The 26,288-nt window shown below is 63.2% G+C and carries 29 protein-coding genes; 23 read left to right on the top strand and 6 right to left on the bottom strand.

Features of this window, described 5'->3' with window-relative positions; all coding sequences use genetic code 11:
• Nucleotides 1-42: 42 nt before the first annotated feature.
• The gene (locus ACTJKL_RS08795; protein ID WP_100669808.1) at nt 43-204 is read left to right on the top strand and encodes a hypothetical protein; all 162 of its coding nucleotides are present in this window, start codon (nt 43-45) and stop codon (nt 202-204) included.
• A gap of 110 nt (nt 205-314) precedes the next feature.
• Here the strand turns inward: ACTJKL_RS08795 and ACTJKL_RS08790 are convergent, their stop codons facing one another.
• On the bottom strand, nt 315-1,121 hold the full coding sequence (locus ACTJKL_RS08790) for an undecaprenyl-diphosphate phosphatase (RefSeq protein ID WP_100669809.1): 807 nt from the start codon (nt 1,119-1,121) through the stop codon (nt 315-317).
• 156 nt (nt 1,122-1,277) lie between these two features.
• On the opposite strand from ACTJKL_RS08790, the gene ACTJKL_RS08785 reads away from it, so the two are divergent.
• From ACTJKL_RS08785 to ACTJKL_RS08740, 10 genes are all read left to right on the top strand, one after another.
• Nucleotides 1,278-1,970, top strand: coding sequence for a glutathione S-transferase family protein (locus ACTJKL_RS08785; protein ID WP_018093934.1), 693 nt, complete (start codon nt 1,278-1,280; stop codon nt 1,968-1,970).
• Between the two features lie 10 nt (nt 1,971-1,980).
• A complete protein-coding gene (gene queG, locus ACTJKL_RS08780) occupies nt 1,981-3,144 on the top strand; it encodes a tRNA epoxyqueuosine(34) reductase QueG (RefSeq protein ID WP_275596930.1) in 1,164 nt (387 codons plus the stop codon).
• Nucleotides 3,141-4,016 (top strand): SDR family oxidoreductase, encoded by an 876-nt coding sequence (locus ACTJKL_RS08775; RefSeq protein WP_018093932.1) that lies wholly within the window; start codon nt 3,141-3,143, stop codon nt 4,014-4,016. The genes queG and ACTJKL_RS08775 overlap by 4 nt, the downstream gene beginning before the upstream one ends.
• 460 nt (nt 4,017-4,476) lie before the next feature.
• Nucleotides 4,477-4,851, top strand: a complete 375-nt coding sequence (locus ACTJKL_RS08770) for a septal ring lytic transglycosylase RlpA family protein (RefSeq protein ID WP_003529787.1) — start codon at nt 4,477-4,479, stop codon at nt 4,849-4,851.
• 136 nt (nt 4,852-4,987) lie between these two features.
• On the top strand, nt 4,988-6,277 hold the full coding sequence (locus ACTJKL_RS08765; protein WP_440852703.1) for an RsmB/NOP family class I SAM-dependent RNA methyltransferase: 1,290 nt from the start codon (nt 4,988-4,990) through the stop codon (nt 6,275-6,277).
• Nucleotides 6,278-6,430: 153 nt separating this feature from the next.
• Nucleotides 6,431-7,711, top strand: coding sequence for an imelysin family protein (locus ACTJKL_RS08760; RefSeq protein ID WP_440852702.1), 1,281 nt, complete (start codon nt 6,431-6,433; stop codon nt 7,709-7,711).
• Nucleotides 7,712-7,759: 48 nt separating this feature from the next.
• Nucleotides 7,760-9,310: a di-heme oxidoreductase family protein gene (locus tag ACTJKL_RS08755; protein ID WP_440852701.1), complete on the top strand. Its 1,551-nt coding sequence runs from the start codon at nt 7,760-7,762 to the stop codon at nt 9,308-9,310.
• Entirely contained in the window at nt 9,310-10,437 is a 1,128-nt protein-coding gene (locus ACTJKL_RS08750) for an imelysin family protein (protein WP_440852700.1), read from the top strand. The genes ACTJKL_RS08755 and ACTJKL_RS08750 overlap by 1 nt, the downstream gene beginning before the upstream one ends.
• Before the next feature lie 218 nt (nt 10,438-10,655).
• Nucleotides 10,656-11,645 (top strand): magnesium/cobalt transporter CorA, encoded by a 990-nt coding sequence (gene corA, locus ACTJKL_RS08745; RefSeq protein ID WP_275596936.1) that lies wholly within the window; start codon nt 10,656-10,658, stop codon nt 11,643-11,645.
• A 51-nt stretch (nt 11,646-11,696) separates the two neighbouring features.
• Nucleotides 11,697-12,836 carry a DUF1513 domain-containing protein gene (locus ACTJKL_RS08740; protein ID WP_440852699.1) on the top strand — a complete coding sequence of 380 codons (1,140 nt, stop codon included), beginning with the start codon at nt 11,697-11,699 and terminating at the stop codon, nt 12,834-12,836.
• Here the strand turns inward: ACTJKL_RS08740 and ACTJKL_RS08735 are convergent.
• The gene (locus ACTJKL_RS08735) at nt 12,782-13,336 is read right to left on the bottom strand and encodes a GNAT family N-acetyltransferase (protein ID WP_411932671.1); all 555 of its coding nucleotides are present in this window, start codon (nt 13,334-13,336) and stop codon (nt 12,782-12,784) included. The genes ACTJKL_RS08740 and ACTJKL_RS08735 overlap by 55 nt on opposite strands.
• 81 nt (nt 13,337-13,417) lie before the next feature.
• Here ACTJKL_RS08735 and ACTJKL_RS08730 point away from each other — a divergent pair, with 81 nt between their 5' ends.
• From ACTJKL_RS08730 to guaA, 4 genes are all read left to right on the top strand, one after another.
• Nucleotides 13,418-13,873: a TspO/MBR family protein gene (locus tag ACTJKL_RS08730; protein WP_440852698.1), complete on the top strand. Its 456-nt coding sequence runs from the start codon at nt 13,418-13,420 to the stop codon at nt 13,871-13,873.
• An 81-nt stretch (nt 13,874-13,954) separates the two neighbouring features.
• Nucleotides 13,955-14,407 carry a PaaI family thioesterase gene (locus ACTJKL_RS08725; RefSeq protein ID WP_018093923.1) on the top strand — a complete coding sequence of 151 codons (453 nt, stop codon included), beginning with the start codon at nt 13,955-13,957 and terminating at the stop codon, nt 14,405-14,407.
• The gene (locus tag ACTJKL_RS08720) at nt 14,404-15,042 is read left to right on the top strand and encodes a 5'-methylthioadenosine/S-adenosylhomocysteine nucleosidase (RefSeq protein WP_411922698.1); all 639 of its coding nucleotides are present in this window, start codon (nt 14,404-14,406) and stop codon (nt 15,040-15,042) included. Before ACTJKL_RS08725 ends, ACTJKL_RS08720 begins: the two co-directional genes overlap by 4 nt.
• A 105-nt stretch (nt 15,043-15,147) precedes the next feature.
• Nucleotides 15,148-16,710 (top strand): glutamine-hydrolyzing GMP synthase, encoded by a 1,563-nt coding sequence (guaA, locus tag ACTJKL_RS08715; protein ID WP_324762739.1) that lies wholly within the window; start codon nt 15,148-15,150, stop codon nt 16,708-16,710.
• A 229-nt stretch (nt 16,711-16,939) separates the two neighbouring features.
• Here the strand turns inward: guaA and ACTJKL_RS08710 are convergent, their stop codons facing one another.
• Together ACTJKL_RS08710 and ACTJKL_RS08705 are read right to left on the bottom strand one after the other, a co-directional pair.
• Entirely contained in the window at nt 16,940-17,371 is a 432-nt protein-coding gene (locus ACTJKL_RS08710) for a type II toxin-antitoxin system VapC family toxin (RefSeq protein WP_275596939.1), read from the bottom strand.
• Nucleotides 17,368-17,667, bottom strand: a complete 300-nt coding sequence (locus ACTJKL_RS08705; RefSeq protein WP_275596940.1) for a hypothetical protein — start codon at nt 17,665-17,667, stop codon at nt 17,368-17,370. Before ACTJKL_RS08705 ends, ACTJKL_RS08710 begins: the two co-directional genes overlap by 4 nt.
• Before the next feature lie 381 nt (nt 17,668-18,048).
• Between ACTJKL_RS08705 and ACTJKL_RS08700 the strand changes: the two genes are divergently transcribed.
• From ACTJKL_RS08700 to ybaK, 5 genes are all read left to right on the top strand, one after another.
• Nucleotides 18,049-18,636 carry a hypothetical protein gene (locus ACTJKL_RS08700; RefSeq protein WP_440852697.1) on the top strand — a complete coding sequence of 196 codons (588 nt, stop codon included), beginning with the start codon at nt 18,049-18,051 and terminating at the stop codon, nt 18,634-18,636.
• A 94-nt stretch (nt 18,637-18,730) separates the two neighbouring features.
• On the top strand, nt 18,731-19,792 hold the full coding sequence (locus ACTJKL_RS08695; protein ID WP_440852696.1) for a peptidase M14: 1,062 nt from the start codon (nt 18,731-18,733) through the stop codon (nt 19,790-19,792).
• A 96-nt stretch (nt 19,793-19,888) separates the two neighbouring features.
• Entirely contained in the window at nt 19,889-21,058 is a 1,170-nt protein-coding gene (tatA, locus tag ACTJKL_RS08690) for a tyrosine aminotransferase (protein WP_440852695.1), read from the top strand.
• An 84-nt stretch (nt 21,059-21,142) separates the two neighbouring features.
• A complete protein-coding gene (locus tag ACTJKL_RS08685; protein WP_100669823.1) occupies nt 21,143-21,493 on the top strand; it encodes an ArsC family reductase in 351 nt (116 codons plus the stop codon).
• A 3-nt stretch (nt 21,494-21,496) separates the two neighbouring features.
• Nucleotides 21,497-21,970 carry a Cys-tRNA(Pro) deacylase gene (ybaK, locus tag ACTJKL_RS08680; protein WP_440852694.1) on the top strand — a complete coding sequence of 158 codons (474 nt, stop codon included), beginning with the start codon at nt 21,497-21,499 and terminating at the stop codon, nt 21,968-21,970.
• A 25-nt stretch (nt 21,971-21,995) separates the two neighbouring features.
• On the opposite strand, the gene ACTJKL_RS08675 is transcribed toward ybaK, so the two are convergent.
• Nucleotides 21,996-22,448: a MarR family winged helix-turn-helix transcriptional regulator gene (locus ACTJKL_RS08675; RefSeq protein WP_440852693.1), complete on the bottom strand. Its 453-nt coding sequence runs from the start codon at nt 22,446-22,448 to the stop codon at nt 21,996-21,998.
• A gap of 80 nt (nt 22,449-22,528) precedes the next feature.
• On the opposite strand from ACTJKL_RS08675, the gene ACTJKL_RS08670 reads away from it, so the two are divergent.
• Both ACTJKL_RS08670 and ACTJKL_RS08665 read left to right on the top strand, forming a co-directional pair.
• Nucleotides 22,529-23,215, top strand: a complete 687-nt coding sequence (locus ACTJKL_RS08670; protein ID WP_440852692.1) for a glutathione S-transferase family protein — start codon at nt 22,529-22,531, stop codon at nt 23,213-23,215.
• Between the two features lie 71 nt (nt 23,216-23,286).
• Nucleotides 23,287-24,543: an aminopeptidase gene (locus ACTJKL_RS08665; protein WP_100669826.1), complete on the top strand. Its 1,257-nt coding sequence runs from the start codon at nt 23,287-23,289 to the stop codon at nt 24,541-24,543.
• A 142-nt stretch (nt 24,544-24,685) separates the two neighbouring features.
• Here ACTJKL_RS08665 and ACTJKL_RS08660 read toward each other — a convergent pair whose 3' ends face one another.
• A complete protein-coding gene (locus tag ACTJKL_RS08660) occupies nt 24,686-25,570 on the bottom strand; it encodes an EamA family transporter (RefSeq protein WP_100669827.1) in 885 nt (294 codons plus the stop codon).
• Between the two features lie 215 nt (nt 25,571-25,785).
• Between ACTJKL_RS08660 and ACTJKL_RS08655 the strand changes: the two genes are divergently transcribed.
• Complete coding sequence (locus ACTJKL_RS08655) at nt 25,786-26,280, top strand: MarR family winged helix-turn-helix transcriptional regulator (protein ID WP_100669828.1); 495 nt, start codon at nt 25,786-25,788, stop codon at nt 26,278-26,280.
• Nucleotides 26,281-26,288 lie beyond the last annotated feature (8 nt).

Here is a 26,288-nt window from a genome sequence, read left to right as displayed (position 1 = left end):
CGACGCCGGTGCAGACATCTCACTCGAAAGGCATAACGTCCCATGGGCAAGTCGATCGCAATCTTTTTTGCGTCTGCGGCACTGATCATTCTGGCTGGCTCGTTCATGGCACCCGGCACCGGGGCTAGCAGCGACAAGGGCTGCACGCCGGCCTACGGTGTCAACCCGTGCACGACGGCGTCGATCGGGTTTGCCGGCGAGTAAGCCGGACATTTTCGCCTCGGCTTCGAGCCGGGCATGTTGAGTTTTGGCGGGGGCCAGGAGCCGGGTGCGTTTCGAAAGAGACGCATCCGGCTTTATGTTTCCGGACTGTGTTATCCGAGCAGCCACAGGCCGACCAGCCCGGCGGTCCCGACGAGGATGCGCCAGATCGCAAAGGGCGTAAAGCCGCGATGCGAGACGAAGTCGAGCAGCGAACGCACCACGAAAATTCCGGCGATGAATGCAGCGATGAAACCGGCCGCGATCAGGCCGACATCGTCGAAGGAGAGCGCATCGCGGTTCTTGTAGAGATCGAGCGCAAAAGCTCCGACCATGGTGGGCATGGCGAGGAAAAAGGAAAATTCAGCCGCGGAGCGCTTGTCGGTCCCCATCAGCAGGGCCCCGGCAATGGTCGCGCCGGAACGCGACGTCCCCGGGATCATGGCGAGACACTGGAAGAGGCCGATCTTCAGCGCGAGCGAAGGCGGATAGTCGAACACGTCGGTGTAGCGAGGCGTCAAAGGGAGCCGGTCGATCGCATAAAGAATGACGCCGCCGACGATCAGCACGACGCAGATGAGCATCGGCGTCTCGAAAAGCACCGACTTGATGAATCCATGCGCGGCAGCACCGATAAGCGCCGCCGGCAGGAAGGCGAGGAGAACCGAGAAGACGAAACGGCGGGCCTTGACGCTCGTCGGAAGGGCGAGCGCGATCGCCAGCAGCTTCTGGAAATAGACGAGCAGGATCGCCAATATGGCGCCGAGCTGGATCAGAACGGCAAAGGTGTTTCCCGGCGATTTGAACCCGAGGAAGTGTCCGGCAAGCAGCACATGCGCCGTCGACGAGACCGGGATGAACTCCGTCAGCCCTTCGATGAGGCCGAGGACGAGCGCGCTTATGATCGATTGATCCGCCATGTAAAAGCTATTCCTGATATAATTGGATGTGGGAGGAGAAAGTCGATTCTCTTGTGTTTGCCACCGCAACTACCTATAGCTCGTTGTAACGAGCCGTGGCCAGTTGCATATGCCGCGACGCCGATATCCCCGAAAACAGCTGCAATCTGATCATCGATGCCGACACTGTATCATCACCCCATGTCCCCAGCTTCGCGGTTCGTACGCCTTATTCTCTCAGAATATGGCTATCAGACGGAACTGAGCGAAGAGCAGCCATGGGAGAACCGGCGCGACTTCCTGACGCTGAATCCTGCCGGCACTCTGCCGGTCTATGTCGATGACAGCATGCGCGCGCTCTGCGGCGCCACGATCATCTCCGAATATCTCGACGAGACCAGCGGCATCATGAAGCGCGACCGCCGCCTTCTTGCCGAGGACCCGTTTCAGCGCGCCGAAATCCGCCGCCTCACCGAATGGTTCCTGCAGAAGATGGAAGCCGACGTGACGCGCCCGCTCGTGCGCGAGCGCATCTTCAAGCTGCAGATGACCCCGGACCAGGGCGGCGGTGCGCCGGATTCGAAAATTCTCCGCACCTCGCGCAGCAATATCCGCCAGCATATGAAGTATCTCTCGTGGCTCGCCGGATCGCGCCCCTGGCTTGCCGGCGATCGCATCTCCTATGGGGATCTCGCCGCGGCCGCGGCGATTTCCGTGCTCGACTATCTCGGAGAGATCGACTGGTCCGATGCGCCGAGCGCCAAGGAATGGTACCAGCGGCTAAAGTCGCGCCCGTCCTTCCGGCCTCTGCTCGCCGAGCGGGTGCGCGGCGTGACCCCGGTCTCACATTATGCGGATCTCGACTTTTAAGGACCAGATCATGCCCGGCGACGCTGCAAAAGCGGAGAACCAGGGCAGGAAACGACGGACCCTCACCGCCTTCCTGAAAGAGGAAGCCGCGGCCAAGGGATTCGACATCTGTCGCATCACCCATCCGGACGCCATACCCCACGCGCCCGAGCGGCTGAGGCAGTTCCTGGCTGCCGGCGCTCATGGTACGATGAACTGGCTCGCCGAGACAGCCGAGCGCCGATCCGATCCGCGCGTCCTCTGGAGCGAAGTGCGCTCGATCGTCCTCTTCGGCATGAATTACGCTCCCGAGGACGACCCGCGCGACGTCCTCGCCAGACGCGATCGCGGCGCGATCTCCGTCTATGCCCGCAATCGAGACTATCACGACGTGGTCAAGGGCCGGCTGAAAGAGATCGCCACGCGCTTTGCCGCGCGGGCGGGCGAGGACGTGAAGGTCTTCGTCGACACCGCCCCCGTCATGGAGAAGCCGCTTGCGGAAAAGGCCGGCATCGGCTGGCAGGGCAAACACACCAATCTGGTCAGCCGCGAATTCGGCTCCTGGCTCTTTCTCGGCAGCCTCTTCACGACAGCCGAACTGGAACTGGACGAGCCGGAGCGCGACCATTGCGGCTCTTGCCGGGCCTGCCTCGACGCCTGTCCGACCGATGCCTTTCCGGCGCCCTATCGCATCGACGCGCGACGCTGCATCTCCTATCTCACGATCGAGCACAAGGGATCGATTGCGCCTGAGTTACGGCCGCTGATCGGTAACCGCATCTATGGCTGCGACGACTGTCTCGCCGCCTGTCCCTGGAACAAGTTCGCGCGCTCGGCATCGGAAATGAAGCTCCAGGCGCGAGATGATCTCAAGAAACCGGAGCTCTCCTTCCTGCTGACGCTCGACGACACAGGTTTCCGGGCCTTCTTTTCCGGATCGCCGGTAAAGCGCATCGGGCGTGATCGTTTCGTCCGAAATGCCTTGATCGCCGCCGGAAATTCCGGTGAGAAGAGCCTGACAGAGGTCTGCAAGGCGCTGGCCGCCGATGCGTCGCCCACGGTCAGGGGGATGGCGGTCTGGGCGCTTTCGCGACTGATTTCATCCGCCGATCTGGCGGTCTTCGCCCGGCAATGCGGGCCTGAAACCGATGACGAGGTTCTTGCGGAATGGCAAATGGCGGGAGTGAACCGATGAATGTCCTGATCCTTGGTGCCGGCTATTCCGGCACGGCGATCGCGAGCGCGCTCTCTCCCCTGGCGACGTCCGTGACCGGCACCACCCGGTCCGCAGAAAAGCTCGCCCGTCTGCAGGCTGCCGGTATCCGCCCGATCCTCTTCGACGGCACGGAAATATCGGACGAGCTCGAGGATGCGATGAGGGAGACCACCCACCTCGTTCAGTCGATTGCGCCGGGCCGCGATGGCGACCCCATGTTTCGCGCCGGAACGCCGCCGCTTTCCGACCTTCTGCCGCGGCTGGAGTGGGTGGGCTATCTCTCCACGGTCGGCGTCTATGGCGATCACGGCGGCGCCTGGGTCACCGAGGATACGCCGCTCAACCCGGTCTCGCAGCGCTCGCTCGAGCGCGTGGAAGCCGAAAACGCCTGGCTCGAGCACGGTGCACAGCACGACATTCCGGTGGCAGTGCTGCGGCTCGCCGGCATCTACGGCCCGGGCCGCAATGCCTTCCGCAACCTCGCTGAGGGGACGGCGCGCCGCGTCATCAAGCCGAACCAGGTCTTCAACCGTATCCGCGTCGAAGATATCGGCGCGGCGAGCGCCTTTCTCGCAAAGCGCGGCGTGAGCGGCATCTTCAACGTGACCGACGACGAGCCGGCGCCGCCACAGGACGTGGTCCAGGAAGCCGCCCGGCTGATGGGCGTCGAACCGCCGCCCGAGATCCCGTTCGAAACCGCAGATATGTCCCCCATGGCCCGTTCTTTCTACGGCGAGAACAAGCGCGTCTCCAATGCGCGACTGCGCCAGGCGGGCTTCGATCCGGAGTTCCCCAACTATCGCGTTTCGCTTGCACAGCTGTGGACATCAGGAACCTGGAACCGGAATTAAGCACCTATTTCGTCAAGGCCGATCAGAATATCGCGCGCGAACACAAGCAAGTCGGATGCAGTTTTGAAGTATTGATTTCACGCGAATCGCCTTGACACGATTATGCTGTCATTATTCGGTCTATACTTCGCCATTTTCCACAACCCTGGCGCTAGTAGCATGAATTCAACGGTCGCGATTCCCGACTTTTCATGCAAAGCGAAATTTTTAATGATTTTATTTCCGAGAGGCGTCGCTGCGCGGCCCGGAGCGCCGCCAGCAGCGCTTAGTGGCTGATTCCAAAGAACTTCCCTCGCCATTCTAAACTAATTCAATCTGTTGGTTATTTTTAAAATCGATCAGACTTCAGACATTCCTAATGAAAACTTAACGGTTGAAGCACGTTTTTGCCATGTTTCACCTCAATTAGCTCGATCAACAAAGGGAACTGACGAATTTTTCAAACCGAAGGGGGCATCGCTTGACGCCAGCGAAAATCAAGACTGCTGCCGCGGCAGCACTATTCACCGTCGGGATGGGCTTGGTCTCGGCATCGGAAAGTCAGGCAGCAGGCGCTGGCTGCGGGGGAGCATCCTGGTACGCGCTTTCGTCCAAAACGGCCTCCGGCGAAAGAATGAATGCCGCGCACCTGACCGCCGCGCATCGCAAACTGAAATTCGGCACGAAGGTCCAGGTGACCAACAAGCGCAACGGCAAGTCCGTCGTCGTCCGGATCAATGATCGCGGTCCGTTCATTCGCGGCCGGGTGATCGATCTTTCCAAGGCGGCTGCCTCCAAGATCGGCATGATCCGCTCCGGTACCGCCAGCATCTGTTACACCGTCGTCAACTCCTGACGATGCGCAGGTTTCGCTCGATTCATCTCGGGCGAGCCAGACTGCAAGGGCCGGTCGCGCCCCTTACATAATGCGGCCGCCGTCTTGCTCTTCGATGTCATCGCCGCTACCACGGCGAAAAAGGAGTTCATCGAAGATGCGATTGGGCGGAAGGCTCTCCGGAGCCATCGAGGTTCTTGGCGATATCGAAAAGCGCAGGCGACCCGTCGCCGATGCCCTCAAGGATTGGGGCCTGTCCCACCGCTTCGCCGGCTCCGGCGACCGCGCCGCCATCGGCAACATCGTCTATGATGCCCTGCGGATGAAACTCTCCCACGCCTTTCTCATGGATAGCGACACCCCGGTAGCCCTCGGCCATGCGGTCATGTACCGGCAATGGGGCTATCGCGCCGACACGCTTGCAGCGGAACTTGCCGACGACCGGTTCGCGCCCGAGGCGCCTTCGGAAGCGATGATGAAGGCCTTCGCTCAGCGACGGCTCGAAGATGCTCCCCTGCATGTGCAGGGCGATATTCCGGAATGGACGCAGGCCTCGTTCGAAGAGAATTTCTCCGACGACTGGCTCGCCGAGGCGAAGGCTCTTGCCGGCCGGCCGACTCTCGATCTGCGCGTCAACACGCTGAAGGCGACGCGCGAAAAGGTGCTCAAGGCGCTGGAGCGCAGCGGCGCCGAGCCCGCGGCGATTGCCCGGCATGGCGTGCGCATTCCCGCCGGCGAGGGCGCTTCGCGCCTGCCGAACGTAACGGCGGAAATCTCGTTCCAGAAGGGTTGGTTCGAGGTGCAGGACGAGGGGTCGCAGATTGTCGCAGACCTCGCCTTGCCCGGCGAGGGCGAGCAGGTGCTCGATTATTGCGCCGGCGGCGGCGGCAAGACGCTGGCCATGTCGGCGGCGATGAACAATAAGGGCCAGGTCCACGCTTACGACGCCGACCGCAAACGGCTGGCGCCCATTATCGAGCGGCTGAAGCGTGCCGGCACCCGCAACGTGCAGGTGCACGAGTCGACCGAGTCGCTCGCATCGCTCATAGGGCGGGTCGATCGCGTGCTTGTCGATGCGCCATGCACCGGGACCGGAACCTGGCGGCGGCGCCCCGACACGAAATGGCGCCTGACGCAGAAGAACCTCGAGGAGCGATTGGCCCAGCAGGAGGAGGCGCTTGCCGGTGCCGCCCAGTTCGTGCGCCCCGGCGGACATCTGATATACGTCACCTGTTCCGTCCTTCCGGAGGAGAACGAGGCGCAGGTCTACGGCTTCTGCGAGGACAATCCGGAATTCGAGGTCCTCTCGGCCGCCGACAACTGGGCGGCGCTCTTCGGCACCGACAAGGCGCAGCCCTGGTCCGCCGATATGAAGACCGTGACGCTGACGCCGGCATCGACCGGAACCGACGGATTCTTCTTCTGTCTCATGGGCAGGAAGAGTTAGGCCGGCGCGGATTCCCGCCATCCAGGCAGGGCTGCACCTTCAAGCCGTTCTAAACTATACACTTTGACACCAGTTTGCTTTTGGTCCATGACTCTTGCGCTTTTCACGGGGTTGGAGCTGTACGCTCTATCGACGAGCAACAAGGAGAGGGTCATGACCAAGAATTTCATCCGCGCCGCGGCGCTGGCGCTCATGACGGCGACATCTGCGCTGGCGTTGCAGCCGGCGAATGCGGCGACGGACGCAGCCGCGGTCGTCAAGCATTACGCGGCCGTTGCGCACGCCAAATACGAAGATGCCCTGGCCACGGCAGAAGCGCTGGAAAAGGCCGTGGATGCGCTGATTGCAAGCCCGAGCGAGGAGACCTTGAAGGCCGCGCGGGAGGCCTGGCTGAAGGCGCGCAACCCCTATCAGGAAACGGAAGTCTATCGCTTCGGCAACACGATCGTCGACGAATGGGAAGGCAAGGTGAACGCCTGGCCGCTGGACGAGGGCCTGATCGACTATGTCGACGCAAGCTACGGCAGCGAGAGCGACGAGAACGCCCTTTTCACCGCCAATGTCATCGCCAACAAGGCGATCAAGATCGACGGGCAGGACGTCGATGCCACGGATATCACGCCGGAGCTCCTTTCCGGCACGCTGCAGGAGGCAGGCGGCATCGAGGCAAATGTCGCGACCGGCTATCACGCGATCGAATTCCTGTTGTGGGGGCAGGATCTGAACGGAACGGGCCCGGGTGCCGGCAACCGGCCCTACACGGATTTCGACACCAAGGCCTGCACCAACGGCAATTGCGATCGCCGCGCCGCCTATCTGAAGGCAGCGACGAGCCTGCTCGTCTCCGACCTCAAGGAGATGGTCGCAAACTGGACGCCGGACGGCGCTGCGACCAAGGCGGTCGAGGCGGACCCGAAAGCCGGCCTCGTGGCGATCCTTACCGGCATGGGATCGCTCTCCTACGGCGAACTTGCGGGCGAGCGCATGAAGCTCGGCCTGCTCCTCCACGACCCGGAAGAGGAGCACGACTGCTTCTCCGACAACACCCACAACTCGCACCTGCACGACGCGATCGGCATCCAGTCCGCCTATAGCGGCGAGTATACCCGCGTCGACGGCAGCAAGCTCACCGGCCCTTCGCTTTCCGAGCTCGTCGCTGCCAAGGATGCGGCCCTCGACAAGGAAATGAAGGATGGTCTCGCCACCACGGTCGAGAAGATGCAGGCGATGGCCAGGCGCGCAGAAGCGGGCGAGGCCTATGACCAGATGATCGGCGAGAGCAATGCGGAGGGCAATGCGACGGTTCAGGCGGCGATCGACGGGCTGATCGCCCAGGCGAAGACCGTCGAGCGCGTCATCGCCGCACTCGATCTCGGCACGGTGGAACTTGAAGGTTCCGACAGCCTGGATAATCCTGGCGCCGTCTTCCAATAAGCTGAAAAGGCGGGTCGCGACGGACAGGTGGCGGCCCGGCCTCCCTTGATGAATGTCTTCGCCCGCTTTTTCGCACTGACCGTTGCCGCTCTCATTTGCGTCGCCCCCGCGGCGTCGCGTGATGGCGGCATCGCGGAAAAGGCGGATGTCGGGTGCGCACCTGTTCGCGACGACCTTTCCGCCGATGACCTCGAGCGCGTTCTGTCGGTCACGCGCCCGACCACCGATTTTTCCAGGCCTGAGCCCTTCGAAGCAATGCCGGCCGGTGCTGCGACGACAATTGCACGGGCGGATCGGATGATTTTCTCCCAGGCATCGGACAACCTCCCCTTCGAGGACGAACAGGATTTTCACCTCGGCAAGGCGCTCTTCGAAAAGCTCTGGGTCTCCTCACCCTCTTCCACGCAGGCCTCGGACGGGCTGGGGCCGCTCTACAATGCGAGGGCCTGCGAGAGCTGTCATGTCCGCGACGGACGCGGCCGTCCGCCCGAGGGGGCCGCCGACGCGACGTCGATGCTCCTTCGGCTCGCCCGTGCCCCGCGCGACGATGCCGAGCGCGCGGAGATCGCCTCCCATGCACGGCTCAACTTTCCCGACCCGGTCTATGGTGCTCAGCTTCAGGACAGCGCCGTGCCGGGGCTTGCTGCCGAGGGCCGCCTCGACATCACCTATACGGAAGAACTGGTGGCGCTTGCCGGCGGCGATACGGTCCCGCTCCGCAAGCCGCATTATGCGATCGCCGATCCCGGTTACGGACCGCTCGATGCGGCGACGACGCTGTCGCCGCGCGTCGCCTCGCCGATGATCGGCATCGGTCTCATCGAGGCCATCCACGAGGCCGACATTCTGGCGCGTGCCGATCCGGAGGATCGCGACGGCGACGGCATCAGCGGACGGCCGGCCCTCGTGCGCGAGCGCCGGACCGGCCGCGTCACTCTCGGCCGCTTCGGCTGGAAAGCGCAGAACCCTTCCGTGCGCCAGCAGGTCGCCGATGCCTTTGCCGTCGATATCGGCATCTCCACCTCCGATTTCGACCGCAGTCATGGCGATTGCACGGCTGCCCAGACGGGCTGCCTCGATCTGCCGGACGGCGTGCAGCCGTGGCTCGGAGCGGTCGAGGCCCCCGACCCGGTGCTCGACCTCGTGACGTTCTATTCCTCCAATCTTGCCGTGCCTGCTCGCCGCAAGGCGAGCTTTCCGGAAACCTTGAGGGGCAAACGGCTCTTCCATGAAGCCGGCTGCGCCGCCTGCCATGCACCGAAATTCGTGACCCGCCGGGACGCCACCCACAAGGCGCAGGCGTTTCAACTCATCTGGCCCTATTCCGACTTCCTCCTGCACGACATGGGCGAAGGCCTCGCCGACGGCCAGCAGGTCGGCGCGGCCAGTGGCCGCGAATGGCGCACGCCCCCGCTTTGGGGCATAGGCTTGACCAAGACCGTGAGTGGGCACAGCTTCCTTCTCCATGACGGACGCGCCCGAAATCTGGCCGAAGCCATTCTCTGGCACGGCGGCGAAGCGGCGAAGGCACGCAATGCCTTCGCCGCCATGCCGAAGGACGACCGCAAAGCCATGATCACATTCCTGGAGTCCCTCTGATGCGCCTTCCGTTCGCGAGCCTTCCTCTCGCCCTTAGCCTGATATTCCTCGCTGCCCCCGCGGCGGCGCAGGAAGGCGGTGCGCTTTCCCCGCGTGTCGTCGAAGAGGCGGCCGTGCCGAGCGTGATGGCGCAGGCCGTGGACGGCTTCATCATACCCGGCTATCGAGACCTCGCAGAGGCGACGAACGCCCTCTCCGAAGCGAGCGCCGCGCTCTGCAAGTCACCTTCCGCGACGCCCCTCGAAGCGGCTCGGTCGGCCTTTTCGAGCGTCGTCGAGAGATGGTCCGCGATCGAGATCATCCGCCTCGGTCCGGCCCTCGAACAGAACCGTTTCGAACGCTTCCTCTTCTATCCCGACCGGAAAAGCACGGGCTTGAAGCAGGTCCAGGCAATTCTCGCCAAGAAAGACGAGAGCGCCACAAGCCCGGAGACCCTCAAGGGGAAGAGCGTCGCCGTCCAGGGCCTCGGGGCACTCGAATTCGTGCTCTACGGTACCGGCGCGGAGGTTCTCTCCGGCAAGGAAGGGGATTTTCGCTGCCGATATGGGCTTGCGGTCTCGCAGAATTTGAGGAGCATCGCGGGCGAGCTCCTTGCCGCATGGGAAAAGCCGGACGGGATCCAGGCGGCCTGGAAGAAGCCAGGCCCGGGCAATCCGCTCTTCCGGGACAACAGGGAAGCCGCGACCGAGCTTCTCGGCGTGCTCGTCCACAGCGTCGAGATGATCAAGGACCAGCGGCTGCGGACCTTCTACGCCGGAACGGTCGACGGGACGCCCGACAGGGGCCGTCCGAAACTTGCCATCTACTGGCGCTCGGCCAACACGATGCCGGCGATCTCCGCGAATCTCGGTGGTCTCCAGAGACTCTTCGATACGGCCGGGATGGAAAGCCTTCTGCCAGCCGACAGCCGCTCGATCGCCGGTTCCATCGACTTCCTCTTCAAGGCTCTGATCGCCGCTACGGACGGTCTCGACGGGCCGATCGAGGACGCGCTTGCCGACGAGAGGCAGCGCGCCAAGCTGGATTTCATCGCACTGAACACGGCCGATCTGCTCGACCGGCTCAATCGCGAATTCGGCGGTTCGATCGGCCTCGGCGCCGGATTCTCCTTCGCCGACGGCGACTGACACGGGAACGTGAAAACGCTGCGGAACCCGATGGTTGACAAGCAGGGCATTTCGGAGCAAAGCGCATCCATGGCCGCCTACGCGGACATGTCTCACCAACAAGGATCAACTCAAGATGAACCCCGACAGTCGAAGTCGAGCCTTCATGCTCACGGCCGTCCGGACCTGATTTGATCAGGGCTCCGCCGGTCGGATGACTCGGCCCCATGGAGCCTGAAATGCTGCGCATCTACAAAAGCCAGAACAGCCGACTTGTGCACGTCGATCTCCTCGACGGCCTGGCATGCCAGGAACCGGTGATCTGGTTCGATCTCTTCAATCCGTCGAGCGAAGAAACGCGCCTTGTCGAGGAGCGCCTCGGCATTGCCATTCCGACCCGTGACGAGATGCAGGAAATCGAGCTTTCCGACCGGCTTTACCAGGAGGACGGCGCCGAGTTCATGACGATGACGGCGACCGCCAAACTCGACAGCGATTACCCGGCCAAGGTGCCCGTCACCTTCATCCTCAAAGGCGCGACCCTCGTGACGGTCCGCCATGCGGAGCCGAAGCCGTTCCAGGTCTATGCCAACCGCATCATGAAGCCGAACGGCGCGGCGTGCGAGACGGGAGAGCTCGTGATGCTCGGCCTGCTCGAGGCGATGATCGACCGTACGGCGGATGCTCTGGAGCGCGCAGGCAACGACGTCGATCAGATCTCACGGGAGGTCTTCCGCAAGTCGAACGCCAGCGCCACCAAGAAGACGCGCGACCTGCAGTCGCTGATCGAGCAGATCGGCCAGAAGGGCGACCTGCTGACCGTCATCCGCGAAAGCCTCGTCAGCATTGGCAGGCTCGTCGCCTATCACGTCGCCATTGAGGGGACCACGCACCGCAAGGCGGCCAAGGAGAGCCGGCAGCGGATAAAGCTCGTTCAGCGCGACGCGGCATCCCTCGGAGACCACGCGCTGTTCCTGTCGAACAAGATCAATTTCCTGCTCGACGCGACGCTGGGGCTCATCAACCTCGAACAGAACCAGATCATCAAGATCTTCTCGGTCGCCGCCGTCGTGTTTCTGCCGCCGACCCTGGTCGCCTCGATTTACGGGATGAACTTCGAGGTGATGCCGGAACTCACCTGGCGTTTCGGCTATCCCTATGCGCTGATGCTGATGGTCGCCTCGGCCCTGTTGCCGTATGTCTATTTCAAACGGCGAGGTTGGCTGTGATAGCGGAGTGACCTCGCTCGTTGCAGGAATTCGACCGTTGCAGGAAATCGCATGAAGACCAATACCCTCATCGACCGCCGCAGCTTCGTCAAAATGGCGGGTGCCGCGTGGGTGGCCGCCCTTGCCCCCCGGGGCGCCTTCGCCCTCGAAAGGGCCGATGCCGTCTTCGCCTCGGCCTTCATGGCGCAGGACGGCAGCTACGGTGTCGCGACGCTCACGGAAACGGGCGAGATCGTGGAGCGCAGGCTGCTGCCGGCGCGCGCGCACGGCATGACCTTCTCCCCGGTAAGCCGGCGCGCGGTCGCCTTTGCCCGGCGGCCGGGCACCTATGCCATGATCTTTGCGCCGGACGGCACCGCCGAGCCGGTCGTCATCACCTCCGCCGAGGGCCGGCACTTCTTCGGCCATGGCTGCTTCTCGGCCGACGGCCGGCTGCTCTATGCGACCGAAAACGACTTCTCCGCCAATCGCGGCATGGTCGGCATCTATGATGGCCGCCGGGATTTTTCCCGTATCGGCGAGTTCCCGACTTACGGCATCGGCCCGCACGACATGACGCTTGCCGCCGACGGACGCACGCTCGCAATAGCCAATGGCGGCATCGAGACCCACCCCGATTTCGGCCGCACCAAGCTCAATCTCGACCGCATGGAGCCGAGCCTGGCACTCGTGGACGCCGCGACGGGGGCGCTCATCGAGAAGCATGCGCTGCCGCCTCATCTCAATCGCCTTTCGACCCGACATGTCGACATCGGCGCCGACGGACGTGTCTGGTTCGCCTGCCAGTACGAAGGTGCGCGCAACGACCTTCCGCCGCTGGTCGGGCACTTCGCCAAGGGCGAGGACCTGACCTTCGTAGACCTGCCGGAACGAACCACCGCGGCGCTCGCAAACTATGTCGGCGCTATCGCGGTCAGCCGCCAGGAAGGGCTCGTCGGCCTCACCTCTCCCAAGGGCAACGTCGCGGTGACCCTCAACGCCAAAACCGGTGCCGTCCTCAAGGAGGAACCGGTTGCGGACGCAGCGGGCATTGCCGCCGCGAAGCACGGTTTCGCCGTCTCCTCCTACCGCGGCCTATTCAAGGAGCGAAGGAGCCCCGTTGCCTGGGATCAGCACATAATCCGGCTGGCGACGGATCAGATGGACGCGTCTCCGAAGTCGGAGAGCGCCGCGAGATCGTCCCAGCGATAGGCCACCTGATCCAGGCTTTCTCTGCCGACGCTGACCCGGCCCTCGCCGACGGCGCGGGCACCGAGCCGCTCATAGAATACCCGGTTGGGGTTACCCTTCAGCACCCAGGCAAAAAGCGACGATCCTCCTGTGTCGCGGCAATGGCCGGCGACGCTGCGCACCAGCGCGGAGCCGAGGCCTGCGCCATGGAACTCCGGCAGAAGATAGAGTTCGTAGAGCTCCCGGTCGAATGCTGGCGGCATTCCCCTTGCCTTGCCGCAATTTGCAAAGCCGATCACCCGGTCGTCGGTCATGTCGGCCGCGACCATGATGAAGCTGCCCGGAAGACGCATGCGCCGCGCATGCCGTATCGCCTGGTCCTCGACGGTCATGGCATCGAGATAGGCGTCGGATATGATGCCGCGAAACGTCGCGCGCCAGGTCCTGACCAGGACCGACGCGATCGTCATGAGGTCGTCGGGCACGGCCGGGCGGATTTCGATGCGCCGGAAGCTTTTCATAGACCACATATAGGTGGCGCCGCTTCGCCGCCAAACGGTACAGCGACTGGAAATCGCCGCCCCCGGCTCCATTTAGCACGCATGAACAGAACCGTGGTGCATGTCCTCTTCGTCATTGCCGTTCTCGGCCTCGGCCTCGCCATCGGCTACATCAACATCCCCGACGCATGGTATCGGTCGCTGGCAAAGCCGAGCTTCACGCCGCCGGACTGGGTCTTCGCTCCGGCCTGGTCGATCCTTTACGTGATGATCGGAATTGCCGGCGCCCGCAGCTTTCTCGATCATCGCGGCCACTCCGTCCTGTGGCCGCTGTGGCTCACCCAGATGATCCTGAACTTTCTCTGGTCGCCGCTGTTTTTCGGGCTGCACCAGATCGCTGCCGCGCTGGTCGTCATCTTCGCCCTGTTCGCGTCCATCGTGGCATTCATCCTCGCAAGCCTGCGCAAGGACCGGATTTCGGCTCTGCTGTTTGTGCCCTACCTTGCATGGGTGGCCTTCGCGACCCTGCTCAACGGTTCGATTTTCCTCATGAATTGAGCTTGCCGGGCCGCAGCCGGCGTGCCAGTCTCCGGGAAAATCCGGGCGGCGTTGTCCGGGGAATCAAGGCAAAACCGACACATGGACGAAAGCGATCCTCACGACTTCAGGAAGCGCATCCGGGAAAGCTTCAGACGGCAGGCCGCGATGCGCACGATCGGAGCCGAACTCACGCGCGTCGAACCGGGGACCGTCGAGATCGAGCTTTCCTTTGATCCCAAGCTGACGCAGCAGCACGGCCTTCTGCATGCCGGCGTAATTTCCGCCGCGCTCGATGCGGCGGGTACCTATGCCGGCTATTCGGTGATCGACCCCGACGCATCGCTGCTGACGATCGAGTTCAAGGTCAATCTGCTTTCGCCCGGACGGGGCGAGCGCTTCCTCTTTCGCGGCGAGGTGACAAAGCCCGGCACGACGATCATCGTCTCGGACGGGCGGGCCTATGCGGTCAGGTCCGACGGACCGGCCAAGCTCATCGCCTCGATGACAGGCACGATGATGGTGGTGCGCGGACGCGAGGGGATCGAAGGATGAGCTTCGAACTCAAGCCGGTAGCGGGGCGCACTATTCTCTATGTCATGGCTGTGGACGCCGAGTACGGTCCCTCCCTCCGTGCCAGGATCGCACCGCTGATGACGGGCGTCGGTCCGGTCGAGGCGGCCGTCAGCCTGACCAGGGCGCTTGCGGAGCTCCACGCCGGAGGCAGCCTGCCGGACCTCGTCGTCTCGCTCGGCTCGGCCGGGTCCGCGACGCTCGAACAGACCGAAATCTACCAGGCGGTCTCGGTCGCCTACCGCGACATGGACGCCTCGCCCCTCGGCTTCGAGAAGGGCGCGACGCCCTTCCTGGATCTGCCTGCCGTCGTTAAACTGCCGCTCAGCATTCCCGGCGTGAAGAAGGCACGGCTCTCGACCGGCGCCGACATCGTCTCCGGCAGGACCTATGACGAGATCGACGCCGACATGGTCGAGATGGAGACCTTTGCGATCCTGCGCGCCTGCCAGTCGTATGGCGTGCCGCTCATCGGCCTGCGCGGCATTTCGGACGGGAAGGCGGAGCTGAAGCATGTCGGCGACTGGACCGAATACCTGAACGTGATAGACGAGAAGCTCGCAGCCACCATCGACCGGCTCGAGGCGGCGCTGGAGGCGGGCGAAATCCGGCTCTGAGCCTTCCGCCCGGGCGCCTGATTGTCCGGGTGCAATGTTATCGTTGCGCCAAAGGCGGGCTTTCATTAAAGGCTCGCCATGATCAAGCTTGCTTGAAGGCCCGCTATGACCCAGACAGCCCATCCCGATACCGTCCTGATCGTCGACTTCGGTAGCCAGGTGACGCAGCTCATCGCCCGGCGCGTACGCGAATCCGGCGTCTATTGCGAGATCGTGCCGTTCCAGTCGGCCGAGGAAGGCTTCAACCGGCTGAAGCCGAAGGCGGTGATCCTGTCCGGCAGCCCGGCTTCGACCCTCGACATCGGCTCGCCCCGCGCGCCTTCCGTCATTTTCGACAGCGGCCTGCCGGTCTTCGGCATCTGCTACGGCCAGCAGACCATGTGCGCCCAGCTCGGGGGGAAGGTCGAGAGCGGCCATCACCGTGAATTCGGAAGGGCGTTCCTGGAAGTCGAGAAGGACTGCGCACTTTTCGACGGGCTCTGGTCGCTCGGCTCGCGCCACCAGGTGTGGATGTCGCATGGCGACCGGGTAACCGCATTGCCCGACGGCTTCGAAGTCGTCGCTACCTCTTCCAACGCACCCTTTGCCTTCATCGCCGACGAAAAGCGCAAATACTATGCCGTCCAGTTCCATCCGGAAGTCGTGCATACGCCCGACGGCGCAAAGCTCATCGCCAACTTCGTCCACAAGGTCGCCGGCATTACGGGGGACTGGACCATGTCGGCCTACCGCGCCAAGGCGGTCGAGGCTATCCGCAAGCAGGTCGGCGACAAGAAGGTTATTTGCGCGCTTTCCGGCGGCGTCGACTCCTCGGTTGCGGCCCTCCTTATCCACGAAGCGGTCGGCGACCAGCTCACCTGCATCCTCGTCGATCATGGTCTGATGCGAAAGGACGAGGCGGCGAACGTCGTCGCCATGTTCCAGGAGCATTACAACCTTCATCTGCTCCACATCGACGCCTCCGATCGCTTCATCGGCGAACTCGAAGGCGTCAGCGACCCGGAAACGAAGCGCAAGATCATCGGACGTCTCTTCATCGAGGTTTTCGAGGAAGAGGCCAAGAAGCTCGGCGGCGCCGACTTCCTCGCCCAGGGCACGCTCTACCCTGACGTCATCGAAAGCGTCTCCTTCACCGGCGGCCCCTCGGTGACGATCAAGTCGCATCACAATGTCGGCGGCCTGCCGGAGCGCATGAACATGCAGCTCGTCGAGCCGCTGCGCGAGCTCTTCAAGGACGAAGTCCGCGTGCTCGGCCGCGAACTCGGCCTGCCCGAAAGCTTCATCGGCCGCCATCCCTTCCCCGGCCCCGGCCTCGCGATCCGCTGCCCCGGCGGCATCACGCGCGAGAAGCTGGAAATCCTGCGCGAAGCGGACGCGATCTATCTCGACGAGATCCGCAAGGCGGGCCTCTATGACGCCATCTGGCAGGCCTTCGCCGTGCTGCTTCCCGTGCAGACGGTCGGCGTCATGGGCGACGGTCGCACCTACGAATTCGTCTGCGCGCTGCGTGCGGTCACCTCCGTCGACGGCATGACCGCCGACTTCTACCACTACGACATGGAATTTCTCGGCCGCGCCGCCACCCGCATCATCAACGAGGTCCGCGGCATCAACCGCGTCGTCTACGACGTCACCTCCAAGCCGCCGGGCACGATCGAGTGGGAGTGAGGAAACGGCGGCGATCGGCGGCTACAGCGTAGAATATCGTAGAAAAGGCGGGAAAATCAGAGGTTCGGCTGATCATGGAGTTCGGTCGTTTGGCCATTTCGATTGCATAGCAGTGCGTGCAGCCGGCAGTGACGATCGAACTTCCTGCCAGGGTTCCAAGTGGAATCCGTCCACTCTATTTGAGTTTCAGCCATCAGATCCCCCACGCATTCGTCCGACCGGCGCTGCATTAGATCGCTCCGCGCATAGGATTGAGGATCTCAACTCCGGCAAAATCCCTTTCATTATCTGTTACTACCACGCAGTCGTTTGCGCCGGCGACAGCAGCGATAATCATGTCGAGCCCGCCGCGCGGCTTACCGGCCGCTTTGCCCGCCGCCATTAGCTGCGCCCAGATCAGGCCCGCTTTGTCGTCGAACGACAGGATGCGGCCAGCAAACAGAGCCTGAGGCCCTTCAGGCCCAGAAAACCACCTGTCGAGAGCGTCGCGCTTCTTGCCTCGTGGCTTCTCCAGAATCCTCCGTCGAATTTCCGCAACGGTCAGCGACGCGATGAACAGGTCCTCATCACGCTGCCTCGACATCCACGCCAGAAGCGACTCCGATGGCTGCGGTTTAACAACATTGCTGATGATATTGGTGTCCAGCAGATAGCGCGTCACAGGTCGACCTTGCGCGCATTTTCACGGGGGCGGGAAAGATCGAGTTCCGCGTTCACCAGCGGCGAACGCCGCAGCGCCGCGAGGATGCCGCCAGGTTTTGGCGGATCGCCAGCGATCGACTTGCTGACGGTGGCGCGAAGCTCTGAGGCCTCGGGCGTGTCTTCGGACAGGCGCCTGGCTAGCGATCGGATAAGGTCGCGATCAGCGTCCCGGCCAAGCACTTCGAAGCGAGCAAGGCCGCGCTTGCCAAGGCGAGAGCGATAATTCTGGATGGCGCGCTTCTGTGAACTTCCCATGACTGGCTCCAATATTTCCAGTAATATAGCCAGAATTCGGGCGTATAGCAAGGTCGCGCGGTCGGTGGACGGTCTGGTCGCGGCACAGTGGTATCGTCGCTAATCGTGTGATACGCCTTGCTTGACGGTACTTTATGCGAAAGCGAAGGCACGATTTTCGCAAATGACCCCAAAATCCAATGATTTCAAAAGCGCCGTTTTTTGACGGTCCACATGACGGTATTTCGGAGAGCGAAAAAATAATTTTTCAAGGAAAAAACAATGACTTAAGTCAGAGATCAACAATCGAGTGGGAGTCATTTTGCCCATCCGGCGATGCGAAAAATAATCAAAACCGTCCTCCACCTTGTTCACGTGAGGCTTTAATTTAATCTGGATGTCATGCGCCGCTCGGAGATCGACAGTCAAAACCGCTATCTGCTCAAACTGCAGCATGATTACCGCCTGGCGGCGGACATCGTCGCCCGCTCCTGGGCCGGGTTCTCTGAAGTTCAGGCGATCGCCGTCATCGGCTCGGTTGCAAAGCCGCTCTGGAAGGAGGTCCCTCGCTTCAGGGGTTTCCGCAGCAGCGGCATCGAGGTCTGGCACGAATGCAGTGATCTCGACATGGCGCTCTGGCTCGACACGCAAGAGCGCCTCACCGAACTGAGCAAGGCATGCGCCCGCTCCTTGCGAAAGGCATTCGAATCCGGAGCCGGCATGAGTGTTCCGGGCAACAAGGTCGATACCTTCCTGTTCGAGCCGGGAAGTGATCGCTATCTCGGTCGCCTCTGCCGCTTCAACGAGTGTCCCAAGGGCAAACTCGATTGCCTTACGCCCGGTTGCGGTGCGATTCCATTCAACAAGACCATTCCCGGGTTCACGCCCGGGGCCGATCTGCTGGCGCCGGCGCGATATGCGATGCTCTACAAGCGCGGCGTCGGCGTGCTGCGCTCGGCTCTTGACCTTCCGACGGTCGATGAGGATTGAGATCGGCGGCAGCCAGGGTCTACAGCCGTCGTCGGGCTTGCAATACGGCAATGCCAAGTCTCATAACCGGTTTTCGAGTTTGAGGACGAAACGAGTGGACATTTCCGAAATCATCTTCGCCGGCGATACGCCGGGCATCGAGTGGCGGCTGCCGGTGTTCCGGTTCAAGGGGGCAAACGGCGCAGCGCCGCGGACCTATATCCAGGCGGCGCTCCATGCCAACGAGCTGCCGGGAACGGCACTTCTTCATTTCCTGCTCGAACGGCTCCGCCAGGCGGAGAATGACGGCGCCGTTCTCGGGGATATCACCATCGTTCCTCAGGCAAATCCGATCGGCGCGGCGCAGTCGCATTTCGGCGAACTGCAGGGCCGCTTCGATCTGGGCTCCCGCACCAATTTCAACCGGGATTTCCCGTTGATCTCCCTTGGCGAGCGTGACGGTCTGCTTGAAGGGCCGGACCGTTACTCGGCCGTCGATCGGCTGAAGCGGCACCTTCTTCATATGGCGCTCGGCGCGGATCTGGTGCTCGACCTCCATTGCGACGACGAGGGGCTGCAATATGCCTATATCGACGAGGCATTCTGGCCGGAGGCCGCCGACCTTGCAGCGGCCCTCGACATGGAGGCGGTGTTCCTTTCCGACGGGCAAAGCTCGGCCTTCGAGGAGGCGGTCGCCCATGCATGGAAGCACGAGAGCGAAGGCGAGCGCAGGACCGCCCTGCCCGGCCGCCTGTCGGTGACCGTGGAATTGCGCGGCACGCGCGACGTCTATCCGGAAATTGCGCGCAAGGACGCCGAAAGCATGTTTCGCTTTCTTGCCGGCCGCGGAGTCGTTGCGAGCACCGGCGTCGGCCTTCCGGCTTTTGCCGGCAAAGCCGTGCCGCTCGACAATATCGAGATGATCCGCGCACCGGAGGCCGGTGCGGTCCTCTTCCACCGCGATATCGGCGACAGCGTCGAGGCCGGAGAACTGCTGGCGACCATCCTGGTCCGCCCCGGCGTGCCGGGCGGCACCGTCGAGGTTCGGGCGCCGCAGGATGGGCTCATCGTCACGCGCGTCTCCACCCGTCTCGCCCGCCGCCGGTCCGACCTGATGAAGATCGCCTGCGCCGGGCCTTCGCGTGCGGCGCGCAAGCCGGGGACGCTGGAGGCCTGAACCCGCCGTTTCGACCAGTCGCGGTGCGGAACCGCTTGCCTTTCCGCCTGTGGGAAACGACTATGATCCGATCCACTGCTCCACAAGGAATACCGGATGTTCGACGCCCTCGCCCGCCAAGCCGACGATCCCTTGCTGGCCCTGATCGGCCTGTTCAGGAAGGATGAGCGCCCCGGAAAGGTCGATCTCGGCGTTGGTGTCTATCGCGACGAGACCGGACGCACGCCGATCTTCCGGGCCGTCAAGGCGGCGGAAAGGCGGCTGCTCGAAACACAGGACAGCAAGGCCTATATCGGCCCCGAAGGCGACCTCGTCTTCCTCGATCGGCTATGGGAACTCGTCGGCGGCGACACGGTCGAGCGGAGCCACGTTGCGGGCGTCCAGACGCCCGGCGGCTCCGGCGCACTCCGCCTGGCGGCTGACCTCATTGCGCGCATGGGCGGCCGAGGCATCTGGCTCGGGCTGCCGAGCTGGCCGAACCACGCGCCGATCTTCAAGGCGGCCGGGCTCGATATCGCCACCTACGACTTCTTCGACATTCCGTCGCAGTCGGTAATCTTCGATAACCTCGTGAGCGCGCTGGAAGGTGCCGCACCCGGCGACGCCGTGCTGCTGCATGCAAGCTGCCACAACCCGACCGGTGGCGTCCTGAGCGAAGCGCAATGGATGGAAATCGCCGCCCTGGTCGCCGAGCGCGGCCTGCTGCCGCTCGTCGACCTCGCCTATCAGGGCTTCGGCCGCGGGCTCGACCAGGATGTCGCGGGCCTCAGGCATCTTCTCGGCGTCGTCGCGGAAGCGCTCGTCGCGGTTTCCTGCTCGAAGTCCTTCGGGCTTTATCGCGAGCGCACTGGCGCGATCTTCGCGCGGACCAGCTCTTCTGCGTCGGCGGACAGGGTGCGCTCAAACCTCGCGGGCCTCGCCCGCACCAGCTATTCCATGCCGCCGGATCACGGCGCAGCGGTGGTGCGGACGATCCTTGACGACCCGGACCTCAGGCGCGGCTGGGCGGAGGAACTCGAGACGATGCGGCTCAGGATGACCGGCCTGCGGCGGTCGCTTGCCGAGGGACTCCGCACCCGCTGGCAGAGCCTCGGCGCGGTCGCCGATCAGGAGGGCATGTTTTCCATGCTGCCGCTTTCCGAAGCGGAAGTGATGCGGCTGAGGACCGAGCACGGCATCTATATGCCGGCATCCGGCCGCATCAACATCGCCGGGCTCAAGACGGCGGAAGCCGCCGAGGTTGCCGGCAAGTTCACCAGTCTCTGATCTCTTGTCTTATGCTCCGGGCCTTTTCCGACGCGCGGCGCCCGGCTATGTCCTCCCGCATCTTGAAGAACGGAACGATTAGGCATGACGGTTACGATCTACGGCATCAAGAACTGCGACACGATGAAGAAGGCGCGGAATTGGCTCGACAGCCGCGGCACTTCCTACGATTTCCACGACTACAAGGCGGAAGGCATCGATCGTGCGCGACTCGAGCGCTGGTGCGCCGAACTCGGTTGGGAGACGCTGCTCAATCGCTCGGGCACCACTTTCCGCAAGCTGGATGAGGCCGACAAGCGGGACCTGACGGCCGACAAGGCGATCGCGCTGATGCTCGAGCAGCCGTCGATGATCAAGCGCCCGGTGCTCGAGGCCCAGGGCAGGCTGCTGGTCGGCTTCAAGCCGGAACTCTACGAAGCCGCGTTCGGGGCTTAGACCATGTCGAAGACGACCCGGGCGACGCAGGCTCTCGCAAAGGCCGGCGTGATCTTCACCGTTCACAGCTATGACTACGATCCCGGTGCCGAACGCGTCGGACTGCAGGCGGCGGAGGCGCTCGGCGAAGACCCTTCCCGCGTGCTGAAGACGCTGATGGCCGAGGTGGACGGCAAGCCGGTCTGCTGCATCGTGCCCTCGGACCGGGAGGTGAGCATGAAGAAGCTCGCCGCAGCCTTCGGCGGCAAGTCGGCAAGCATGATGAAGTCGGCGGACGCCGAGCGGCTCACCGGCTATCACGTCGGCGGCATCAGCCCCTTCGGGCAAAGAAAGACGGTTCCGGCCGCAATCGAGGAAGCGGCGCTTGCCGAAGAACTGGTGTTCATCAATGGCGGGCAAAGAGGTCTGCAGGTACGGCTTGCACCGAAGGACGCGCAGGCCGTGTTGCGGGCAGTCGCCGCGCCTTTGATCGCCTGATCTCTGCGCAGAAGAAGGGCGCGCGTCAGCCGAGTCTCGAAAGCAGCGTCGCGAGCTCGCGTGCCTCTCCTTCGCTCAGTCTCGCGCCGACATGGCGCGCGATCGAAGGCGCATAAGTCCGCCACATGCGCTTCCGGGTGTCCCGCCCCTTCTCGGTCACCACGACCCAGCAGCCGCGCGCGTCCTCGTCGAAAGCCTCCCGCTGCACGAGGCCTTCCCTCTCCAGCCGGTCTATCAGGCGCGAAAGGTTGTACTGGGCAAGCAGCGTGCGCGCCTCGATCTCGAAGGGGCGCAGCCTCCCGCCATCCGCCTTCACCAGTTCCCACAGCACGTCGTACCAGGCCAGCGGCGGCAGGGCCGCCTCCTTGAAATCCTTTTCGATGGCGGATAGCAGGCGCTGCTGTGCCCGCATCAGACCGATCCATGCAAGGGTAGCGGCCTCGGTCGGCTCGCTGCGTTCCGTCTTCTTCATGCTCATAGATGCAGTTACATCTATCTTGACCCATCTGGCAAGACAAGTTATATGCAGATGCATCTAAATCGAACCGGGAGCGACCGATGACCGCGCAACTCACCCTAATCAGCCACCATCTCTGCCCCTATGTGCAACGCGCCGCGATCGCGCTTGCGGAAAAGGGCGTGCCCTTCCAACGCGTCAATATCGATCTCGCCGACAAGCCGGACTGGTTCCTGAGGATTTCACCGCTCGGCAAGGTGCCGCTGCTGCGCATTCCGCAAAGCGGGAGCGAAGCGATCCTCTTCGAGAGCAGCGTCATCTGCGAGTATCTGGAGGAGACGCAGACCGGACCGAAGCTTCATCCCGCCGATCCGCTGCTGCGCGCCCGCCATCGCGGCTGGATGGAGTTCGGCTCTTCCATCATTGCCGATCTCTGGGTCTACGAAACAACGCAGGACACCGCGGCACTGGAGGCCAAGCGCAAGGTGCTCCAGGCGAAATTCGCGACCGTGGAGGCGGAGCTCGCCGAGGGTCCGTATTTTGCAGGCAGCCGCTTCAGCCTCGTAGATGCGGTTTTCGCGCCGATCTTCCGCTATTTCGACGTGTTCGATCAGATCTCCGACCGCGGCATCTTTAAGGGCCTGCCGCGCGTCACCGCCTGGCGCGAGGCGCTGGCCGGGAGGCCGAGCGTGAAAACCGCAGTCGGCGAGGACTATCCGCAACGGCTGATGGCGTTCCTCGAGCAGCACCAAGCGGCGTTGCTCGACACCGGAAGAGTGGCGGCCTGAAGAACCCTTCTGTTTTCCGCGGAACCGGTCTAAAACCGCTGACATCCGCAAGAAGACGAGCAGGAGCCGCCATGAACGCCCCCCTCCAATCCACGAGGAATCCAATCGATCCCGTCAAGCTCGAAAAGCTCGCCGAGGTCGCCATCAAAATCGGTCTGCAATTGCAGAAGGGTCAGGACCTGGTGATGACCGCGCCGATCGCGGCGCTGCCGCTCGTGCGCCTCATCACCAAGCACGCCTATATGGCAGGCGCCGGACTGGTGACGACCTTCTACGCCGACGAGGAAGCGACGCTCGCCCGCTACGCCCATGCGCCCGACGAGAGCTTCGACCGCGCCAGCGACTGGCTCTATGAAGGCATGGCCAAAGCCTATGCGGGAGGAGCAGCGCGCCTGGCCATCGCCGGCGACAACCCGATGCTGCTTTCGGCTCAGGACCCGGCGAAGGTCGCCCGCGCCAACAAGGCGAACTCGATCGCCTACAAGCCGGCGCTCGAAAAGATCTCCAATTTCGACATCAACTGGAACATCGTCTCCTATCCGAACCCCTCCTGGGCGAAGCAGATGTTCCCGGACGATCCGGAAGCGGTCGCCGTCGAAAAACTCGCAAACGCCATCTTCGCAGCGTCGCGGGTCGACGTCGACGATCCGATCGCCGCATGGAAGGACCATAATGCCGAGCTGCACCGGCGCTCGGCCTGGCTGAACGGAGAGCGCTTCGCCGCCCTGCATTTCACCGGGCCCGGCACCGACCTCACCGTCGGACTCGCCGATGGGCATGAGTGGCACGGCGGCGCCTCGGTCGCCAAGAACGGCATCACCTGCAATCCGAACATCCCGACCGAGGAGGTGTTTACGACGCCGCACGCGCTGCGCGTCGAAGGCCATGTTTCGAGCACCAAACCGCTCTCCCACCAGGGCACGCTGATCGACAATATTCAGGTGCGTTTCGAAGCCGGCCGGATCGTCGAGGCCAAGGCTTCGCGGGGCGAAGAGGTGCTGAACAAGGTGCTCGATACCGACGAGGGCGCCCGGCGGCTCGGCGAAGTGGCGCTGGTGCCCCATTCCTCGCCGATTTCGGCCAGCGGCATCCTCTTCTACAACACCCTCTTCGACGAGAATGCCTCCTGCCACATCGCGCTCGGCCAGTGCTATTCGAAGTGCTTCCTCGACGGCGCAAGCCTCAGCCAGGAGCAGATCCGCGCCCAGGGCGGCAATTCGAGCCTCATCCATATCGACTGGATGATCGGTTCCGGCGAGGTGGACATCGATGGGGTTCGCGCGGACGGCGCCCGTGTGCCCGTGATGCGCAAGGGCGAGTGGGCCTGATCGTTTTGCGGCATGGCGGTGCCCCTCATCCGCCTGCCGCACCTTCTTCCTGCGGACGGCGCGAAGCAGACGCGCGGCAAACCCGGCGTATCATTGCGGACATCCGCTCTCTCCGCTTGCGGGGAGAAGGTCGGTCCTCTGGTTAAACCCGAAGAGAGGGGGCGGATGCCGCGCGGCGCGTCGCCTGTGCATACTGGCTCATCCACACGCTTGCGAAGACGGTTGCGATCCCGAGCACCTGCACCGCCGTCAGCTGCTCATCGAGTACGATCCAGCCGATGAGGATCGCGACGACCGGGCTCAAGAAGCCGAGCGGCGAAACCTGGGAGGGTTCGAGCCGCGATAACCCGCGGAACCAGAGCAGGTAGGTGAAGGCCGTGCCGATCAGCCCGAGATAGGTAAAGCCCAGAATATTGGCTGCAGTGAGCGATGGCAAAGAGGGTTCCAGCAGGAAGGCGACCGGCACCAGAAGCAGTCCGCCAGCCGCCAATTGCCAGGCGGTAAAGGTGAGCGGCGAGACCGGCGGCGTCCAGTATCGGCTCAGCACCGTGCCGAATGCCATGGAGACGGCGCCTGCCAAGCCAGCCGCGACGCCCACCGGATCCAGCGCCGCTTTCGGCGTCAGCACCAGGAGCGCGACCCCCGCCATGCCGGCAACGCCGGCAACGACGCTCAAGGCACGGGCGGGCGAGCCGAGAACGATGCGCGACAGGACGATCACGATCAACGGCTGAATGGCTCCGACGGTTGCGGCGACACCGCCGGGCAGCCGGTAGGCGGAAACGAAAAGCATCGTCTGGAAGAACGAGAAGTTGAGCGCGCCGAGCACGAAACTACGCGCCAGCCATACACCCGTCGGCATTTGCCGGACGACAAGCAGCAGCAGCAGCCCTGCCGGAAGCGCCCTGAGCATTGCGACCGTGACCGGGTAACCCGCCGGCAGAAATTCCGTTGTGACCAGATAGGTACTGCCCCATATGGCCGGCGCTATGGCCGTAAGCAGAATATCGGAGCTGCGGATGCCCATATCTTCACCTCAAGAATCTCCACGTCAAGATAACTCTAATCCAATTTATCTTGACGTCAAGATACATGGTGGCTACGACTTCAGAAAGGATGAAGCGTTCACTCCGATCGCTAGAGCATTTCAACGTTTCATAGAAACACTGAAATGCTCTAACGATTTGATCCAACGCACTTCCGGACGGAAAACCGTTACACACTTTTCCTGGAAGTACTCTAATGCAGACGGATATGGATCACGTAGACAAAATCCTGGCGCAGTGGCGCAGAGAGCGGCCGGAGCTGGATGTGACGGCCATGGGCCTGCTCGGCCGACTATCGCGGCTCCGGGCCCATCTCGCTCGTGAGGTGGAAAGCACCCTTGCCGAACACGGCCTGAACTCGGCGAGTTTCGACGTGCTCGCAACGCTGCGGCGCTCCGGCCCGCCCTTCCGGCTCTCGCCGGGCGATCTGTTGGGAACGACGATGGTCACCTCCGGCACGATGACCAACCGCATCGACCAGCTCGAGAAAGCCGGGCTTGTCGAACGCCTGGACAATCCGGAAGACCGGCGCGGCGTCCTCATCGCCCTGACACCGCAGGGTCTCAAGCGCGTGGACACGGCGGTCACTGATCATGTCGCCAATCAGCAGCGCCTCGTTGCAGGCATAGAACCCGACGAACGGGAGGCTCTGGACGCGCTGCTCAGGAAATTCCTCGCGGTCTTCGAATAGGTCGCCGG

This window comes from Sinorhizobium sp. 22678 (genome assembly GCF_052044265.1).
Taxonomy (GTDB): Bacteria; Pseudomonadota; Alphaproteobacteria; order Rhizobiales; family Rhizobiaceae; genus Sinorhizobium; species Sinorhizobium meliloti_A.
The sequence above is the reverse complement of the archived record's forward strand: the minus strand, read 5'-3'. Positions and strand labels throughout refer to the sequence as shown.